Below are 19,355 nucleotides of genomic sequence, written 5' to 3'. Positions count from 1 at the left end.
CGGGACTCCGATTGATCTCAATTCACTGAGATGAATTTAAACCTAACGGGTTTTAAAAACCCGTTAGGTTTGATTTTATTGTAAATTAAACTCATGTAAACCTCATAGGTTTTAAAAACCTATGAGGTTTAGTTATTATTAAGAATTCAATTCATCTAAAATTTCAGAAAAAACCGCCTGAGCCGAGAAAATTCGGTTTTTTGCCTGTTGATAAATAATAGAATTTTCACCATCCATTACCTCATCACTCAATTCCACATTACGGCGAACCGGAAGACAGTGCATTACTTTTGCCTGATTGGTGTTTTCCAATTTTTCGTTTGTTAACATCCAATTTTCTTTCACTTCAGGCATTGCTGCGTAATCATCAAAAGATGACCAGTTTTTAACATAAATAAAATCTGCATCCTTCAACGCTTCATCCTGATTATGGATTACTTTCACATCTTTTGTAAATTTTTTATCCAAATCATAGCCTTCTGGATTCGCAATTACCAACTCGACATCCATTTCCTGCATCCATTCTGCAAATGAATTTCCTACCGCATGAGCAATAGGTTTGATGTGAGGAGCCCAAGTCAACACTACTTTTGGTTTGCGTTCTTCTTTCCAGTTTTCGATAATTGTGATGCAATCCGCCAAACTCTGCAAAGGGTGACGCGTTGCAGATTCCAGAGAAATAACAGGGACTTTCGCATGTTGCTCGAATTGACTTTGAATGCTTTCATTAACATCGTCTTCCTTGCTTTTCATTCCTGCAAAACAACGAACTGCGATGATATCGCAATATTGATTTAATACTTCGATGGCATCTTTGATATGTTCTACCGTATCGCCGTTCATTACCGCTCTATCTGCAAATTCTAAATTCCATGCTTCCTGAGCTGCGTTTAACGTTAATACATTTAAGCCTAAATTTTGTGCCGCAATCTGACTGCTTAAACGGGTTCTCAAACTTGAATTTAAAAATACAAGTCCTATTGTTTTTCCTTTTCCCTTTTCGGTTTCCGAAAGAGGGTTTTCTTTAATTTGTAAAGCTTTTTGTATGATTTCCTGTAAGTTTTTAACATCACTTACAGAGGTGAATTTTTTCATTTTGAATTGATTTTAAAGATTTTTTATCTTACATATTATCTGAGTTATTAACGCTAGGGTCGCGAAGTTTTTTTAATTAAACTTGAAAATATTTTTCGTTCGCAAGGACGTTTCACTCAGCAATTGAAAGTCATGTTTGTCATTCTGAACGAAACAAAGTGTAGTGAAGAATCCCTTGTTCATAATATTAATAGATTCTTCCTTCGTCAGAATGACAGACCGTGTAACTTTCACAGATTAGATTTGCTCCAATACTTCTTTCAAAGCACCGATAAACAGATCTGTTTCTTCTTTTTGAATGTTAAGTGCAGGAAGAATCCTCAACACAGCTTTATCATTAGAGTTTCCGGTGAAAATATGATGATTGTACAATAGGCTGTTCCTCACTTCCGAGCAATCCCTGTCGAGTTCAATTCCAATCATCAAGCCTTTCCTTCGGATCGTTTTAATATGTGGAAAATCTTTAATTTCGTTTTCAATATATTTGCCCATTTCCTGAGCATTCTCGATGAGATTTTCATCTTTCATCACATCTAAAACCGCAATTGCAGCAACACAAGCCAAGTGATTCCCGCCAAAAGTTGTGCCCAATAAACCATTGCTTGCCTGAAATTTCGGATGAATCAAAACGCCACCAATCGGGAAACCATTCCCCATTCCTTTTGCCGTTGTAATAATATCTGCTTCAACTCCAAATTCCTGATGAGCAAAGAAATATCCGCTTCTTCCATAACCGGACTGAACTTCATCTAAAATCAAAACCGCATCATATTTTTCGCACAGTTCTTTGATTTTCGTTAAAAATTCAACCGTTGGAATCATAATTCCTCCAACTCCCTGAATTCCTTCAATAATTACAGATGAAATTTCACTTCCCTGATTTTTAAAAATGGTTTCAAGCTGTTCTATATTATTCCATTCAGATTTAATAAATCTTTCGTCATAGTTTACCGGAGCTACGATTTTAGGATTATCAGTGACAGAAACCGCGGCTGAAGTTCTTCCATGAAACGAGCCAGAAAAATACAGCACTTTACTTTTTCCGTTATGGAAAGAAGCCAGTTTTAAAGCATTTTCGTTCGCTTCAGCTCCTGAATTGCACAAAAATAAATTGTAATCTTCCAAACCTGAAAGTTTTCCTAATTTTTCAGCCAATTCAGTTTGCAATTCATTCTGAACCGAATTTGAATAGAAAGATATTTTATCTAACTGGTTTTTTAATTGAGTTTGATAATGCGGATGGTTGTGCCCGATAGAAATTACCGCGTGACCTCCGTAAAAATCAAGGTATTTTTCTCCTTTATCATCCCAAAGAAATGATCCCTGAGCTTTTACAGGATTTATATTGAATAATGGATATACGTTGAATAAATTCATGTCTTTTTATAAATGATAATTGATGTTTGATGAATGATTTCATCTTTCTTATATTTTTCTTTTGTCTTGAAATCGAAGATTCGACGTAGTCAAACAAAAGAAACAATCCCGAAGCTTCGGTACAAGACTTGGAAACTTCCCCTAAAAATTAAAATTTAATCCTAAAATTTCCAAAACTTGCGCGAATTCAATATTTGTTTTACTTTCAGCATTTGTCTCGCGCTTCAAACAGTGGAAATTTCTTAACGGCTTAATTTTTAATTTTCTTAACGCTCCATTTTCCTAGGTCGGTTTTGATGCAAGCTTTTAAAATTCACTATTGACTTATTGACAATTCACATTTTAATTCATATCTAAAACGCAATTGGTTTTAAATTCAGTCCTGAATTTTCTTCCCAACCCATTGCAAGATTCATGTTTTGAACAGCCTGCCCGGAAGCTCCTTTTAACAAATTGTCAATCGCTGAGTGAATGACCGCAACATTTCCACTCTTTTCTATATGAATCACACAGCGATTGGTATTGACAACCTGCTTTAAATCAATTGCTTTTTCGCTTACCTTTACAAAAGGTTCATCTGCATAAAAATCCTTAAACAATTGATGAATATCTGAAAGTTCTAAATCTGTTTTCACCGTGGAACTCGTAAAAATTCCTCTCGCAAAATCTCCTCTCCATGGAACAAAATTCAGACTGATTTCATTTGTATTAAAAGAAACTAACTGCTGTAAAATCTCATCCACATGCTGATGTGTCAAAGTTTTATAGGCTGAAATATTATCATTTCTCCAGGTAAAATGAGTCGTTGCCTGCATAGACTGACCCGCTCCTGTAGAACCTGTAATTCCCGTTGTGTACACTTCATTCAACAATCCTTTTTGAGCCAGTGGAAGCAAAGCCAGTTGAATCGCCGTTGCAAAACATCCCGGATTTGCAATACTTTTCGCTCCTAAAAGTTGTTTTTTGTTGATTTCAGGCAGACCGTAGATAAAATTTCTGTTTGCGAAATTTCCATCTAAACGAAAATCATTTCCTAAATCGATTACTAACGTTTCATCTTTTACCCCATTTTGAGCCAGCCAATGCTGACTTTCTTTGTGTGGAAGACATAAAAATAAAATATCTACTTCTTCAGGCTGATCTGTTAAAACCATTTCACAAACCGTCGCCAGATCCGGGTACAAATCTGAAATTCTTGTCCCCGAATTTGATCGGCTATATAAAAAACTCAAAGACACATTGGGATGAAAAGCCAACAAACGAACCAATTCGCTTCCTGTGTAACCGTTGGCGCCGATGATTCCTGCTGTTTTTATTTCTTTTTGATTAATCATTTTCATTATTTCTAAAAATTGATGCTTTGTCATTCTGACGAAGGAAGAATCTCAGTTTTATCTTTAGAGATTCTTCACTCCACTTCGTTTCGTTCAGAATGACAACCTCAATCCATTTCTTTAAATCAATTTATATTTTGATTAATCTGATGATATATATTTAAGGAATTGCTTACAATTTTCGTGTAGCCTTTCACATCTTCGCCTGTCCATGCTTTGTTTGCTTCACCATAACTTCCGAATTTATCAGACATTAAGTCGTGTTCAGATTCAATTCCATTTAAAATAAACCGGTATGGATGAAGCGTTACAAACACTTTTCCACTCACTGTTTTTTGAGAATCGTTTAAGAAAGACTCGATATTTCTCATCACAGGATCTAAAAAAAGTGCTTCGTGAAGCCAGTTTCCGTACCAATCTGACAGTTGAGATTTCATCATTTGTTGATATTTTGAAAGCGTATGTTTTTCCAATAAATGATGCGCTTTGATGATCACAGACGCTGCTGCAGCTTCAAAACCGACTCTTCCTTTAATTCCGACAATGGTATCTCCAACGTGGATGTCACGACCAATTCCGTAAGCAGAAGCTAATTCTTCAATCTTTTGAATCGCATCGACCGAGTGTTCAAAATTCTCTCCATTCACCGCTACAATTTCCCCATTTTTAAACTCAATTTCCAGTTCTGAAGGCTGAGTTTCTTTAATTTGCGAAGGGAAAGCTTCTTCAGGCAGGTAATTTCTTGATGTCAAAGTTTCTTTTCCGCCGACTGAAGTTCCCCAAAGTCCTTTATTGACAGAATATTGTGCTTTCTGGAATTCCATTTCATAACCGTGACTTTTCAAAAATTCGATTTCTTCATCACGTGATAAAGACAAATCGCGAATTGGCGTAATAATTTCTACATTCGGACACATTACTTGGAAAATCAAATCAAAACGAACCTGATCATTTCCAGCCCCCGTACTTCCGTGAGCAATGGCATCAGCGCCGATTTCAATGGCATATTTTGCAATCTCCTGCGCCTGAATCGTACGTTCAGCACTTACAGATAATGGATACGTATTGTTTTTCAAGACATTCCCAAAGATTAAATACTTTACGCAAGAATTATAATAATCCTCCTGAGCATCAACACACCTGTATTCTTTTACCCCAAGATTCAGGGCTTTTTTCTCCAGTTCTTTTTCCTCTTCTTTAGAAAAACCTCCTGTATTTACAGTGACTGCATACACCTCATATCCAAGTATTTCACTCAAATATTTGGCACAGTAAGAGGTATCTAAACCTCCACTAAACGCTAAGATTACTTTCTTGCTCATTTTTATATTGATTTTCGGGTTGATTATTCTCAACTCCATCTACTTTATTATCAGGAACGAAAAGCATTGCCGTGCAAAGACAGTTTTTACGTTCTTTTTTTATTAAAATATCATAATTCACACAGCTTTTACAACCGCTCCAGAATTCTTCATCCTGTGTTAATTCAGAATAAATAACTGGTTTGTACCCTAAATCGCTGTTGATCTTCATGACCGCCAAACCTGTCGTCAATCCGAAAATTTTTGCACTCGGATATTTATCTCTGGATAGTTGGAAAACTTTATCCTTAATTAAAGTTGCAGCTCCTCGCTCCCTGAATTTTGGAGAAACGATTAACCCTGAGTTGGCTACAAACTGACCATGCGACCATGTTTCAATATAACAGAAACCTACCCATTCGCCGTTTTCAGTAGCAACAACAGCATTGCCTTCTAAAATCTTTTTACTTAAATATTCTATAGAACGTTTAGCGATTCCCGTTCCGCGTCGCTGTGCAGAATCATACATTTCCTGCTGTATTTCACTCACATACATTAAATGTTCGCATGAGGAAATTTTTATTTCCATTTATTTATCTGAATTTTTTGGCAAATTTAAAGCATATTATCTTTAAAAACCAAATAAAAAAGATAATTTTATTGTTTAATTAATATTAGCAGGTATAATTATCTTATTATTAAAATTTAATGTTGCTAAATTATTATATATTTGCTAAAATACTATATATGGAAAATATTTGTCCAAAATGCAAAAGTGAAAAAATTGTAAAAAGCGGAATCATTAACGAGAAGCAAAGATTCCATTGTAAGGATTGTAATTATTACTTTACCGTAAAAAAATTAGGTAAAAAAATTGATGATTATTATGTAACCAAAGCACTCCAATTATATCTTGAAGGTTTAAGTTTCCGTGAAATAGAAAGGATTATTGGCGTTTCACATGTGACTATCAGTTCGTGGATTAAGAAATACAATATCGTAAGACCACCCCATTCCGATTTCCATCCTGTTTATAAAGTTTTAAAGCAGAATGAGTTAATTGAATACATATCGAAAGAAGAAAATATTAAAGATTCTGGTTTAATTATCACTCAGTTTGCTGATAAATATATGTTGATTAAATGGGAACGGTTTAAAAAATAGATTTTAGAAGTTATGAGTTATTAATTATGAGTTATAACTTTATTTTATATAAATAAAATACATAATTAACTGTTTAATAAAAGATTATATATAAATCAGTCTAAAAATTTAACCACTTTAAAACTAATAATTCATAACTTAAATCTAATAACTATATTCTTATCATAAATATATATTAAATTTTCATAACTAAATTATTAATTACAATTTGGCTTTCACAAAATAACAGCCAAAAAATTAATAATTTATGAAGAAAATATTAAGTTTTATTGGATTAGCTTTAATCAGCAGTTCTGTATACGGCCAGGGATCTCCGGATTACGGAGGTGGTTTAAAAATAAATTTAAATCCTGAGGGAGATAAGTATGTAAGATTTATTTTATGGGATCAGTTCTGGATCAGGAACACCGAAATGAACCCCGGAAGTATGGTTGGAGGCGAACCAACAGACAATACGTGGAACTTGGGAAATCGTAGAGCACGTATTTTAGCCTACGCGCAAATCACGAAGCGTTACATGATTCTTACGCATTTCGGGATCAATAATCAGACTTTCATCAATGGTGGCGCAACAGGAACAACCGGAACAGGAGGTTACGGAAACGGTAAAAAACCACAGCTTTTCTTTCACGATGCCTGGAACGAATATGCAGTAATAATGCCGGGTGAAGCAGGTAAATTTAGTTTGACCTTAGGAGGTGGACTTCATTATTACATGGGACTTTCCCGTATGACAATGGCCTCCACACTGAACTTTCTGACTTTGGATTCTCCGGTTTTCAGTTGGCCTCTAATCGATAATTCAGACCAATTCGCAAGACAAATGGGTGTTTTCGCAAAAGGTAAATACGGAAAATTTGAATACCGAATGAGTTTAAATAAACCATTCGCAACAGATTTGACTCCAGCCAATACTTTAATTCCCGGAAACGAAGTCGCTGTTGACAATAATGGAAATCCGAACTGGTCTAAAGCGGGATATTTTGAGTACCAATTCCTCGATACAGAATCTAATCTTCTTCCTTTCAAAGTGGGTTCCTATTTGGGAACCAAAAGAGTTTTCAACGTCGGTGCAGGTTTTTACCATCAGGCCGAAGGAACACGAACTTCTCTCAATTCCAACATCGAAAAACACGACATTACCCTACTTTCTGTAGATGCTTTTGCCGATATTCCTTTGGGCGAAGCGAAAAATAAAATGGCTGTATCGGCTTATGCAGGATATTTCAACTACAATTTTGGTCCAAATTACATTAGAAATTTAGGAACCATGAATGTCGCAGCGAATGACCCGAATTTTGTCGGACAAAGAGCTTTAGCAGGTCCCGGAAATCTTCAACCGATGATTGGAACTGGAAATGTGGTTTATGCTCAGGCAGGATTATTACTACCAAGTCAGGCAGAAAAACCGAAAATCAGAATTCAGCCTTTTGCGGCTTACACATACAAAGATTTTGAAGCATTTGATAAGCCTTCTTCACAGTTTGATGTGGGAGCCAACTGGTTTTTAGACGGTCATCACGCAAAAATTACGACTCAATATTCTACAAGACCTGTTTATACAAGTCCGACAGAAAATCCTAAGTCTAAAGGAGAATTTATTGTACAGCTTCAGATTTACCTATAAAACTAATTCCATTTAATTTAATTAACAAAAAAATCTATTGATATGAGCGAACAACATCATGATGCTTACGAGAATATGACGGATAAGCAGAAAAACCGCACCATTTGGAGCGTGATCACCGCATCGTCCCTCGGAACTTTGATAGAATGGTATGATTTCTACATTTTCGGAAGTCTCGCAGTCGTTTTGGCGACCAAATTCTTTCCGGCAGACAATCCTACCGCAGCATTTTTATCTACATTAGCCACTTTTGCAGCAGGATTTGTGGTAAGACCTTTCGGAGCTTTGTTTTTCGGAAGATTGGGAGATATCATCGGAAGAAAATATACTTTCTTAGTTACCTTACTGATCATGGGATTCTCCACTTTCCTGATTGGATGTATTCCGGGATATGAAACCATCGGATTTATGGCGCCGGTTTTAGTTTTAATCTTAAGACTTTTACAAGGATTGGCTTTAGGAGGTGAATACGGCGGGGCAGCAACTTATGTTGCAGAATACTCACAGCCACACAGAAGAGGTTACTGGACTTCATGGATTCAAACTACCGCTACCGCAGGACTTTTCATTTCATTAATCGTGATTTTGATTACTAAAAACACACTTTCTGCAGAAGATTTTGATTCCTGGGGATGGAGAGTTCCTTTCTGGATTTCAATTTTGATGGTTGGGGTTTCTTATTTCATCAGAAAAAACATGAAAGAATCTCCGCTTTTTGCAAAAGCGAAAGCAGAAGGAAAAACATCAACCAATCCTTTAAAAGAAAGTTTTGGAAATAAATTCAACTTCAAATTTGTCTTACTGGCATTATTCGGAGCTGCGATGGGACAAGGGGTCATCTGGTACACAGGACAGTTTTACGCCATGAGTTTCTTACAAAAAGTAATGAACATCAATTCGATGCAGGTCGATTATCTGATGGCAACGGCTTTATTGATGGGAACACCTTTCTTCGTATTTTTCGGTTGGCTTTCAGATAAAATTGGTCGCAAAGCGATTATGATGACGGGAATGCTGGTCGCAATCTTAGCTTACAGACCCATTTACGATGCTATGTACAAAAGCGTGAACATTGAAGCGAAAACCGTGGCAGACAACGGAATTAAAGAAACGAGAGTCGCAACCATTCACAAAACTATTGCATCAGACAGCTTGGTTACATTTCATAAAGAAACTTCATTTACAGACGGAACTTTAATTAAAAAAGACAGTATCGTTCATTGGTCAGCAGCCGGTCCGGTTATGAAAGACGGAAAAGCGGAGGAGCCAAAAGTATCAACCTCAATTACGCTGAATGATGACACGAGATGGTATTTGGTTTTCCTTGTATTTATTCAGGTGATTTTTGTGACGATGGTTTACGGTCCGATTGCCGCATTTTTAGTGGAAATGTTCCCAGTGAGAATCCGTTATACTTCGATGTCGTTGCCGTATCATATTGGTAATGGGGTTTTTGGAGGATTACTGCCGGCTGTGGCAACCTATCTCGTAACTCAGGGAAAAGATGCGGGGCATGCAACATGGTATCTGGAAGGACTTTGGTATCCAATCGGCGTCGCAGCAGTCTGTTTGGTCATCGGGTTATTCTATCTTAAAAACAAGAACAATAATATCCACGATTAATAAGCGAAATCACTTAAAAATTTATTAATTTTAAATCTAACAAAATGGACGGATTAAAAAAAATATTAGGCATAGTTTGGATTTTAGTTGCCTTGGTGGTTGCATACTTCGGCATCACTGTAATGGGAATCCCAAAAATAACCTCAGGAAAACAGGAAGATCTTGTGTTCGGAATCATCATACTTTTTGTATTGGTACCGATTGTTTCAGGAGGAATGGCAATTTTCGGATATTATTCTCTAACTGGAGAATATTCTGATAACAAGCAGTAATTTATAAACGATGATTGATAATTGATGAATGATTTGCGTTCATCAATTATCTTTTATCAAAAAATTGAATAAAATTATTTCTTCCAAACATCCTTTGACAAACTCAGGATGACATGGGAATAGTTTTAGTCAATTTTAAATAAAAGTTTTCCTCCCTTTAGGGTTGGGAAAAGAAACTTTTAATGAAAACTGATTTGAAATCAAATAATATTAAAACATTCGAATCAATCAATTATCAATCATCATTCATCAATCATGAAAAAGCGTCACGAACAAAAGCTGATTATTCTGAGCGTAGGTTTACTTATCGCTTTCAGTATTCCCATTTCGTTGCTTTTCAACAGTGAAAGAGAAGTTTTTGGTTATCCAATGATTCTTGTTTATCTTTTTACAGTCTGGATGATTTCTATTATTATTTCTTTCGTAATCATAAAAAAATACGATGAGTAGTGTAGCATTATTTATTGTTGTTTTGATTTATCTCGCCCTTTTGTTCTTAGCTGCGCACCTCGCAGAGAAGAAGAAGAGTAAAATGTGGATCAACAACCCCTACATTTATGCGCTCTCACTTGCCGTATATTGTACAGCATGGACGTATTATGGCAGCATTGGTGTTGCAGCCAAAAGCGGACTCGACTATCTGACAATCTACATCGGTCCGATCATGGTCATTCCGGCGTGGATTTATATTAACACAAGGATTGTCCGAATTTCAAGAGTGAATAAAATAAGCAGTATTGCAGATTTTATTTCTTTGAGATATGGGAACAGCAGGAGTTTCAGCGCAATTATTACTTTGGTGTGTCTTTTTGCAATTATTCCCTACATCGGTCTTCAGATCAAAGCAATTTCAGAAACTTTTCACTTGGTAACAGAAACTGCGGTTTCAAAAAACCTTCTTACGGACAGTGCGACTTTCGTGGTTGTTCTCATTGCAGTTTTTGCCTCGTATTACGGAACAAGATATGTCGATGCCTCCGAAAAACGTTTAGGAATTATTTCAGCCATTGCTTTGGAGAGTTTTCTTAAATTATTTTTCATTATTATTCTCGGAGTTTTTGTGATTTACTATGTTTTTGACGGCTTCGGAGATATTTATCAGAAAGCTTCAAAATTTTCTGATTTTAAAGCTAAAAATACTTTCAACGGAATTGAAGGAGCCATGAACTGGATGGTGCTTTGCATGATTTCCGGAACAGCAATCTGTATTTTACCAAGACAGTTTCACACTGCGATTGTAGAAAACAGACAGGAAAAACACATCAAAACAGCAATCTGGTTTTTCCCTTTGTATCTTTTAATTTTTACCATTTTCATTTTTCCGATCGCTTGGGGCGGAAGATTAATTTTTGACGGACAAAATGTCAATCCCGAGTTCTACTCTATCCTCATTCCTCAATATTTTGATAATACTTTAATTACAGTTTTAGTTTTTTTGGGAGGTCTAAGTTCGTGCATTTCGATGATTATTATTTCGGCGATTACTTTGTCGATCATGCTTTCAAACAATTTAATTATTCCTTACGGATTACTCGGAAAATTTAAAGCTGAAAATGAAGTTCAAAACAACCGAAACATTACCAACATCCGTAAATTCTCGATTTTCGGACTGGTTATTTTAGCTTTTGCCTTTTACAAATATTTTATTCTGAAAACGTCACTCGATTCTGTAGGATTGATTTCATTTGTGATGATTGCACAGCTTGCACCATCATTTTTCGGAGCCATTTTCTGGCGTCGCGGAAGTTACAAAGGTGCTGTAACGGGCTTGATTGCAGGTTTGATCATCTGTTATTTCGGTTTAATTATTCCGCAATATTATTTCTCATACAATTCTGAGCTGAAAGGAGTTTTAAGAGAAATGTATGATGCTTTTGACTTTTTCAAAATATCTTTTCTGGGACACATTCCTCAGATTTTCTTTTGGTCTATTTTGACAAATACTGCCCTGTTCACCATACTTTCCGTAAGCATGAAAGGAAATTACCGTGAAAGAAATTTCGCCGAATTGTATGTTGATATCGACAAATATATTCAAAACCACGAAAATGCTTTCATTTGGAGAGGAACCGCTTATATTTCTGATATTCAAAACATTCTGGAACGTTTTTTAGGTAAAAAGAAAACCGAACAGGCAATGCGGATTTTCAATATTAAATACAATATCGATTCGCAAACTGAAACTGCAGATTCAAGATTTATTAAGTTTTCTGAAAACCTTTTAGCAGGAAGAATCGGGACGGCTTCGGCAAAAATTCTGATTGAGGGGGTGACCAAGGAAGATAAAATTTCATTAAAAGAAGTCTTAAATATTTTGGAGGAATCAAAAGAAAATATCACTTTAAATAAGAAATTAACTGAAAAATCGGAAGAATTAAAACAACTTTCCAACGACCTGAGTGCAGCTAATGAAAATCTGATTGTAAAAGACCGTCAGAAAGATGATTTTCTGGATTCTGTTGCGCATGAATTGAGAACGCCGATTACGGCAATTCGTTCTGCAGGAGAAATTTTGGCGGATGACGACGATATTCCTTTAGATATTAAAAGAGAATTTTTAAATAACATCATCACAGAGTCTGATCGATTAAGCGAAATCATCAACGACATTTTATATCTGGATAAACTTCAACACGGCGAAATTGCTTTAAATATTCAGGAAAATAATATTATTGAAACCTATAAAAAGGCTTTAAATCCAATTCTGCATTTAATTCAGCAGAAATTCATTCATGTGAGCGAGGTTGATTTATTGAATCATTATCTGTTTGAATATGATGAAGCAAGATTTATTCAGTTATTTCAGAATATCTTAGGAAATGCCCTTAAATTTACCGATGAACAGGGAATTATTCAGACCAAGCTTTCAGAAAAAGATGACGATTTAGTTATTAAAATTTTTAACACCGGAAAAAATATTCCGGAAGAAGATTTGGAAATGATCTTCGATAAATTTTATCAGTCTAAAAACCAAAATATCATTAAACCTATCGGAAGTGGCCTTGGATTGGCAATTTCAAAAAGAATCGTCGAAGCCCACAACGGAAATATTAAAGCAGAAAACAGCGGATTGGGTGTGACGTTTACCATCACCCTGCCGATGAAAAATATTAAAATTAATGAAGTTGAACATTAACGAAGAAACACAATGAAAAAGATCTTAATCGCCGACGACGAACACAAAATATTAATGTCATTGGAATACAGTTTCAGGAAAATCGGTTACGAAGTTTTCATCGCCAGAGACGGAACAGAGGTTTTGGAATTTCTAAAAACAATCGTTCCTGACGTGATTTTGCTCGACATTATGATGCCAAATCTCGATGGCTACAGCACGTTGGAAGAAATAAAAAAGAATGAAAATTTAAACAGTACAAAAGTTTTGTTTCTCAGTGCCAAAAACAACCCTAAAGACATTGAAAAAGGTCTTGAAATGGGAGCAGATGCATACGTTACAAAACCGTATTCGATCAAAAAACTGATTCAGCAGATTGAGGATTTGCTGACTAATTAAACGCCGTGTCATTGCGAGGAACGAAGCAATCTGTTGAAGATGAGATTGCTTCATTCCTCGCAATGACAGAAACACAAAATAATTATGAACGCAGATAATCTATTTAAACAAAGCATAGAAAACAAAGAGCAGTTCTGGAAAGAGCAGGCGAAGGAAATTTCGTGGTTTGAATTTCCCGAAACCATTATTTCAAAAGACGAAAACAACTACACCCAATGGTTTGCAGACGGAAAACTGAATATGTCTTATCTCTGCATCGACAAGCATATTGAAGATGGTTTCGGGGAAGAAACTGCGATTGTTTACGATTCTCCCGTTACGAATCAGAAAATAAAATACACTTTCAATCAGGCTAAAGAAGAAATTTCAAAATTAGCAGGCGGACTGGTTTCTTTAGGTTTAAAAAAAGGCGACACTGTCGTGATTTACATGCCGATGATTCCGCAGACTCTTTTTGCAATGCTAGCTTGTGCGAGAATTGGTGTGATTCACAATGTTGTTTTCGGAGGTTTTGCGCCGCACGAATTGGTAGTAAGAATCGATGATTGCAAACCTAAAGCTTTAATTACAGCCACCGCAGGAATTGAAATTGCAAAAAGAATTCCTTATCTGCCTTTAGTTGAGAAAGCGATCGAATTAGCTCAGGATAAAGTCGATAACATTATTGTTTTTAATAGAAAATTAGTCGACAATCAACATGAAATGTTTGAAGGCATCATTGATTATGAAGAATTGGTCGAAAAATCCGAGCCTGCAGATTGTGTTTCGGTAGAATCCAATCATCCACTCTATCTTTTATACACTTCAGGTACGACGGGCAAACCGAAAGGAATCACAAGAGATACAGGTGGTTATGCTACGGCTTTGAAATTTTCCATGAAATATATTTATGGAATTGAGCAGGGCGAAACTTTTTGGGCGGCTTCCGATTTTGGCTGGGCGGTCGGTCACAGTTACAGCGTTTATGGCCCATTAATTAACCGAAACACAACAATTATTTTCGAAGGTAAACCGATTATGACTCCAGATGCAGGAACGTTTTGGAGAATTATCTCTGAATACAAAGTTTCGGCAATGTTTACAGCTCCAACAGCAATCAGAGCTATTAAAAAAGAAGATCCGAACGGAGAACTGGTTAAAAAATACGATTTAAGCCATTTCAAAAAACAGTTTCTGGCAGGTGAACGTTGTGATGTTGCAACTTTGGATTGGTTTGAAAAACATATTGGAGTTCCCGCAATCGATCATTGGTGGCAGACAGAATCGGGCTCGCCGATGCTGGGGTTACTGACTTTTAATGAAGATTATAAAATAAAAAGAGCTTCCGCTGGAAAACCCATTTCAGGTTACGATATTAAAATTTTTGACGAAAATGGCTTTGAACTCGATGAGCATAAAGAAGGCTATCTTGTCATCAAGCTTCCCCTTCCGCCCGGCGCAATGCTGGGAATATGGAATGATTACGAACGTTTTGAGAAAAGCTATTTATCACAATACAAAGGCTATTATTTTTCAGGAGACGGTGCCATAAAAGATGAAGATGGTTATATTTTCATCACAGGACGGGTTGATGATGTCATCAATGTTGCCGGTCACCGTCTTTCCACCTCAGAAATGGAAGAAATTGTCTCCTCTCACCACGATGTTGCCGAATGTGCCGTTGTAGGAGTTGATGATGATCTTCGTGGACAGGTTCCTTTTGCAACAGTAGTTTTAAAAAATGGTGCTGAAATTTCAGAAGAAGCTGTAGAAAAAGAAATCATTCTTAAAGTCAGAGAAAAAATTGGTGCAGTTGCCTTCCTGAAATCTGTGATGGTGGTAAAAAGACTTCCAAAGACACGTTCGGGAAAGATTTTAAGAAAATTGATCAGAACGATTATTGATAGTAAAGAATTTCAGATTCCATCGACGATTGATGATGAGAAGATTATTGATGAATTGAAGGAAAAGATTCAACAGTACAGAAGTAAGTAATGGAAATTATTAAAGCAAATATCCATGACCATAAAATTTTGACTGAGATTACATAAAAGTCAAAGGCATATTGGGGGTATTCGAATGAGCAAATGGAAGAATGGTCTGATTTGCTTACCATAAAAGAGGAATACATTAAAAATAATGAGGTTTATAAATTATTGATCAACAACTCAACGGTTGCTTATTATTCTTACTTCAGTATCAATGAAAATACCGTAAAGCTTGATAATTTATTTGTTTTACCTGATGAAATTGGAAAAGGTTATGGTAAATTATTAATGAATGATTTCATTTCAAAAATAAAACAAAGCAAAACCAAAAGAATACTTCTGGATGCCGACCCAAATGCCGAAAAATTTTATGAAAGCTTCGGGTTTACAAAAATTGGACAAGTTGAAACATCCATAAAAGACAGATTTCTACCAATCATGGAACTTCAAATAAATACAATTGTTGATAATTAATTTAATTAAAAAGTTTGTATTATATAAGTGAAACGGCTCTGTGAGACTTAAAGCAGCATTAATTTTAAAAAGCTTTGTGACCTTCTTGTTCAAAGTAAAACACAACAAAATAATTTAAATAATAAATAATTCTAAAAAGAAAAAGTATGAGAAATTACGTGATAGAAGATTTACCGCACTACTTTGAAGAGTACAAAAAATCTATAAAAAATCCGAAAAAATTCTGGGATAAAGTGGCTGACCAAAATTTTGTCTGGTACCAAAGATGGAGCAAGGTGGTAAAATATGATATGAATGAGGCAAAAATCACTTGGTTTAAAGATGCTAAATTAAATATCACCAAAAACTGCCTCGACCGACATCTTTCGGTGCGTGGCGAAAAAACTGCCATCATCTGGGAACCCAACGACCCGAAAGAAGATGCTCAACATATTTCCTACAACGAATTGTACGAAAGAGTCAACAAAACTGCGAATGTTCTGAAAGATATGGGCATCGAAAAAGGCGATAGAGTCTGCATCTATCTTCCGATGATTCCTGAACTGGCAGTTACGATGTTGGCATGTGCGAAAATCGGAGCAGTTCACTCTGTTATTTTTGCAGGATTTTCGGCTTCTGCGGTAGTTTCGAGAGTAAATGACTGCGGTGCAAAAATGCTGATTACTTCAGACGGAAGTTACAGAGGCAATAAGGTTTTAGATTTAAAATCAATCATTGACGAAGCTTTAGAAAAATGTCCGACTGTTGAAAAAACTCTGGTGGTCAAAAGAACCAACAACGAGGTGAAAATGAAAGAAGGCAGAGATTTCTGGATGGCTGATCTGTATGAAAAAGCTTCTGCAGATTTTGTGACGATCATCATGGATGCTGAAGATCCACTGTTTATTCTGTACACTTCAGGTTCTACAGGAAAACCAAAGGGAATGCTTCACACTTCCGCCGGTTATATGGTGTATTCGGCTTACACATTTAAAAATGTGTTCAACTATCAGGAAAATGATATTTATTGGTGTACCGCAGATATCGGCTGGATTACCGGACACTCTTACATTCTTTACGGGCCTTTATTGAATGGTGCAACCACCGTTATTTTCGAAGGAGTTCCCACTTATCCTGAACCGGACAGGTTTTGGGAAGTTATTGAAAAACATAAAGTTACTCAATTCTATACTGCACCAACTGCAATTCGGTCTTTAGCAAAAGAAAGTGCTGAATGGGTTGACAAACACGATTTAAGTTCATTGAGAGTCATCGGATCTGTTGGAGAACCTATTAACGATGAAGCATGGCATTGGTTTAACGATCACGTGGGAAGAAAAAAATGCCCAATTGTTGATACGTGGTGGCAAACAGAAACCGGTGGAATTATGATTTCTCCTATCCCATTTGTGACACCGACAAAACCTACGTACGCAACGCTTCCTTTGCCAGGAATTCAGCCAGTTTTGATGGATGATAAACGTAATGAAATCACAGGGAATCAGGTGACAGGAAATCTCTGCATCCGTTTTCCGTGGCCGGGAATTGCAAGAACAATTTGGGGTGATCATCAAAGATATAAAGAAACGTATTTCTCAGCATTTCCGGGGAAATATTTTACTGGTGATGGTGCTCTGAGAGATGAAGTCGGTTATTACAGAATTACAGGTCGTGTGGATGATGTTGTGATTGTTTCCGGACACAATTTGGGAACTGCACCAATTGAAGACAGCATCAACGAACATCCGGCGGTGGCAGAATCTGCGATTGTTGGTTTCCCACACGATATCAAAGGAAGTGCTTTGTACGGTTTTGTGATTTTAAAGGATTCAGGATCAGATAGAAAGCAGGAAAATTTGGTTAAAGAAATTAATCAGTTGATTTCAGATCAGATTGGGCCGATTGCTAAACTGGATAAAATTCAGTTCGTTTCAGGGCTTCCGAAAACCCGTTCTGGAAAGATTATGCGCAGAATTTTACGAAAAATTGCCGAAGGAGATTTCTCTAATTTTGGAGACACTTCTACTCTATTAAATCCTGAAATTGTGGAGGAGATTAAAAATGAGAGAATTTAATTTTATTTAAATAATTTAGAGCCTGTTTAATTTTTTAGATAGGCTTTTTTAATTTAAAACTTTAATAATGAAACTGATATACCTTTTAATTGTACTACTGTCACTGCAATCATGTGAGAAAAAAGAACTTAATGAAGATGAAATTTTAGAAATTATACATTCAAATGAAGGTTATGAAAATATGAATCTCAAGAAGGTTTTTTTAACAGGTAACGAATTCGTAGATTCATTAAAAGATTTTAGAAGAATCCTTAATGAAGAAAATTTTAAACCAATCTATGAAGCTGATTTTAACAATGACGGTAAAAAAGACTATTTGGTAAATCTTGCTTATCCAATAGTTTCAGATATTAATAATGTTGTTAAGCCTCACACAAGCGAACATAATTATAATTCTGCATTACTAATAAGTGATAATGATGGTTACAAAGTTTTAAATCCGGGAAAAGGTAAAGTTTATGAAATTGTTGCATCAAAAACAATCAAATTAAAAAACCAACCCTTAATTAAACTGATTTCTTATAATCAAGGCTTCGATGATTCTTATCATATATTTGATATCGATACTTTGATGATTAAAAATAATATATTGACTGAATACAATTCTAACAATCAAAAACACAAAATTCACAAAATAATTTTCACACAAAGCGAAGGTTATTCTCCTTTAAGAGTTTATCAATTAACATTAACGAAAGATTCTGTAACTCTCAATTCTGACAGCTATCAAAATTTGCACGGAGATTTTTTCGGAAATAATCATTCGAGTTTTCAAAAGTTAGCAAACCATTTAAATGAAATTAATTTTTTAAAACTAAGGGAAAGATCTCTATTTCCATGCTGTAATGAATCTTCAGCAGAAACCGAAATCTTTTTCGACAATGGAAAATCAAAAAAAATTCATGACTACAACGGGAAGGGAAATTTAGGGTTAATGAATTTTTATGAGATGGTTAAAAGAATAGTTGAAACCGAAAATTGGAAGAAAGAAAAATAATAGACATTATCTTAAATAATAATAAATTTTTATAGATAAAATAATAAATATCAATTTTATTTAAATTTTAAATAATTATATCCAAATTATTCTTATCTTTAAACAACCAATATAAAACAAAATATTATGTCTACAATTATTACCGGTGTTTTCCAAAGACACAGCGACTATAAGAGACTCGAAATCGAGCTTGAAATGGCTGGTTTCGATAATGCAGACTACATTGTATATATCACAGAAAGTCATCACGATTCGCCTTACATGACAAGCGTTCAGATTACAAATCCTGAACAGGCAACAGAGGTAAAGAAGGTTTTTGCGGAGAATTCTGTGCTAAAGACTTACCACATTGAAAACATGAGCATCAGTCAGGCATCATATGCTACCGTAAAAAAGTACATAGATGCTAAAAACAAAACCGAAATTCACGCAAGTCCGGATTTTAGATTCAAAGGTGCCACCGAAGGCATGGACTCTGAAGTGAAATTTTGAAAAAACTAATTCATAAACTAATAACCATAATCCGCAGCCAAAAAACTGCGGATTTTTTGTTGGT

Annotated in this window: 16 protein-coding genes and 1 pseudogene; 12 read left to right on the top strand and 5 right to left on the bottom strand. The window is 35.6% G+C overall.

Going from position 1 to position 19,355, the window contains the following annotated elements; genetic code table 11:
- Positions 1-138: 138 nt before the first annotated feature.
- The 5 genes from AC2A1G_RS15730 to AC2A1G_RS15710 all read right to left on the bottom strand — a co-directional run bounded on the left by AC2A1G_RS15730 (position 139) and on the right by AC2A1G_RS15710 (position 5,696).
- Complete coding sequence (locus tag AC2A1G_RS15730; protein ID WP_484047855.1) at positions 139-1,095, bottom strand: Rossmann-fold NAD(P)-binding domain-containing protein; 957 nt, start codon at positions 1,093-1,095, stop codon at positions 139-141.
- A 237-nt stretch (positions 1,096-1,332) separates the two neighbouring features.
- A complete protein-coding gene (locus AC2A1G_RS15725; RefSeq protein WP_484047854.1) occupies positions 1,333-2,472 on the bottom strand; it encodes an aspartate aminotransferase family protein in 1,140 nt (379 codons plus the stop codon).
- Positions 2,473-2,825: 353 nt separating this feature from the next.
- Entirely contained in the window at positions 2,826-3,806 is a 981-nt protein-coding gene (gene argC / locus AC2A1G_RS15720; RefSeq protein WP_484047853.1) for an N-acetyl-gamma-glutamyl-phosphate reductase, read from the bottom strand.
- A gap of 125 nt (positions 3,807-3,931) precedes the next feature.
- Positions 3,932-5,128 (bottom strand): argininosuccinate synthase, encoded by a 1,197-nt coding sequence (gene argG, locus AC2A1G_RS15715; RefSeq protein WP_484047852.1) that lies wholly within the window; start codon positions 5,126-5,128, stop codon positions 3,932-3,934.
- Entirely contained in the window at positions 5,100-5,696 is a 597-nt protein-coding gene (locus tag AC2A1G_RS15710) for a GNAT family N-acetyltransferase (RefSeq protein ID WP_484047851.1), read from the bottom strand. Before AC2A1G_RS15710 ends, argG begins: the two co-directional genes overlap by 29 nt.
- Before the next feature lie 158 nt (positions 5,697-5,854).
- Here AC2A1G_RS15710 and AC2A1G_RS15705 point away from each other — a divergent pair, with 158 nt between their 5' ends.
- The 12 genes and pseudogenes from AC2A1G_RS15705 to AC2A1G_RS15650 all read left to right on the top strand — a co-directional run bounded on the left by AC2A1G_RS15705 (position 5,855) and on the right by AC2A1G_RS15650 (position 19,291).
- Positions 5,855-6,271, top strand: coding sequence for a transposase-like zinc-binding domain-containing protein (locus AC2A1G_RS15705; RefSeq protein ID WP_484047850.1), 417 nt, complete (start codon positions 5,855-5,857; stop codon positions 6,269-6,271).
- A 247-nt stretch (positions 6,272-6,518) separates the two neighbouring features.
- On the top strand, positions 6,519-7,898 hold the full coding sequence (locus AC2A1G_RS15700; protein WP_484047849.1) for a porin: 1,380 nt from the start codon (positions 6,519-6,521) through the stop codon (positions 7,896-7,898).
- Positions 7,899-7,940: 42 nt separating this feature from the next.
- The gene (locus AC2A1G_RS15695; RefSeq protein ID WP_484047848.1) at positions 7,941-9,521 is read left to right on the top strand and encodes an MFS transporter; all 1,581 of its coding nucleotides are present in this window, start codon (positions 7,941-7,943) and stop codon (positions 9,519-9,521) included.
- Between the two features lie 44 nt (positions 9,522-9,565).
- A complete protein-coding gene (locus AC2A1G_RS15690; RefSeq protein WP_484047847.1) occupies positions 9,566-9,793 on the top strand; it encodes a DUF6814 family protein in 228 nt (75 codons plus the stop codon).
- Between the two features lie 255 nt (positions 9,794-10,048).
- Entirely contained in the window at positions 10,049-10,243 is a 195-nt protein-coding gene (locus tag AC2A1G_RS15685; RefSeq protein WP_056029475.1) for a hypothetical protein, read from the top strand.
- Entirely contained in the window at positions 10,236-12,929 is a 2,694-nt protein-coding gene (locus AC2A1G_RS15680) for an ATP-binding protein (protein ID WP_484047846.1), read from the top strand. The genes AC2A1G_RS15685 and AC2A1G_RS15680 overlap by 8 nt, the downstream gene beginning before the upstream one ends.
- Before the next feature lie 12 nt (positions 12,930-12,941).
- Positions 12,942-13,307 carry a response regulator transcription factor gene (locus tag AC2A1G_RS15675; protein ID WP_484047845.1) on the top strand — a complete coding sequence of 122 codons (366 nt, stop codon included), beginning with the start codon at positions 12,942-12,944 and terminating at the stop codon, positions 13,305-13,307.
- An 84-nt stretch (positions 13,308-13,391) separates the two neighbouring features.
- A complete protein-coding gene (locus AC2A1G_RS15670; protein ID WP_484047844.1) occupies positions 13,392-15,281 on the top strand; it encodes an AMP-binding protein in 1,890 nt (629 codons plus the stop codon).
- 89 nt (positions 15,282-15,370) lie between these two features.
- A pseudogene (locus AC2A1G_RS15665) lies at positions 15,371-15,748 on the top strand (GNAT family N-acetyltransferase); the annotation flags it as partial.
- A gap of 146 nt (positions 15,749-15,894) precedes the next feature.
- On the top strand, positions 15,895-17,802 hold the full coding sequence (gene acs, locus AC2A1G_RS15660) for an acetate--CoA ligase (RefSeq protein ID WP_484047843.1): 1,908 nt from the start codon (positions 15,895-15,897) through the stop codon (positions 17,800-17,802).
- A 67-nt stretch (positions 17,803-17,869) separates the two neighbouring features.
- Positions 17,870-18,799, top strand: coding sequence for a hypothetical protein (locus AC2A1G_RS15655; RefSeq protein ID WP_484047842.1), 930 nt, complete (start codon positions 17,870-17,872; stop codon positions 18,797-18,799).
- 126 nt (positions 18,800-18,925) lie between these two features.
- Positions 18,926-19,291 carry a hypothetical protein gene (locus AC2A1G_RS15650; protein WP_484047841.1) on the top strand — a complete coding sequence of 122 codons (366 nt, stop codon included), beginning with the start codon at positions 18,926-18,928 and terminating at the stop codon, positions 19,289-19,291.
- Positions 19,292-19,355: the final 64 nt, after the last annotated feature.

The organism is Chryseobacterium sp. HNCC26DJ240, from assembly GCF_057180485.1.
The sequence above is the reverse complement of the archived record's forward strand: the minus strand, read 5'-3'. Positions and strand labels throughout refer to the sequence as shown.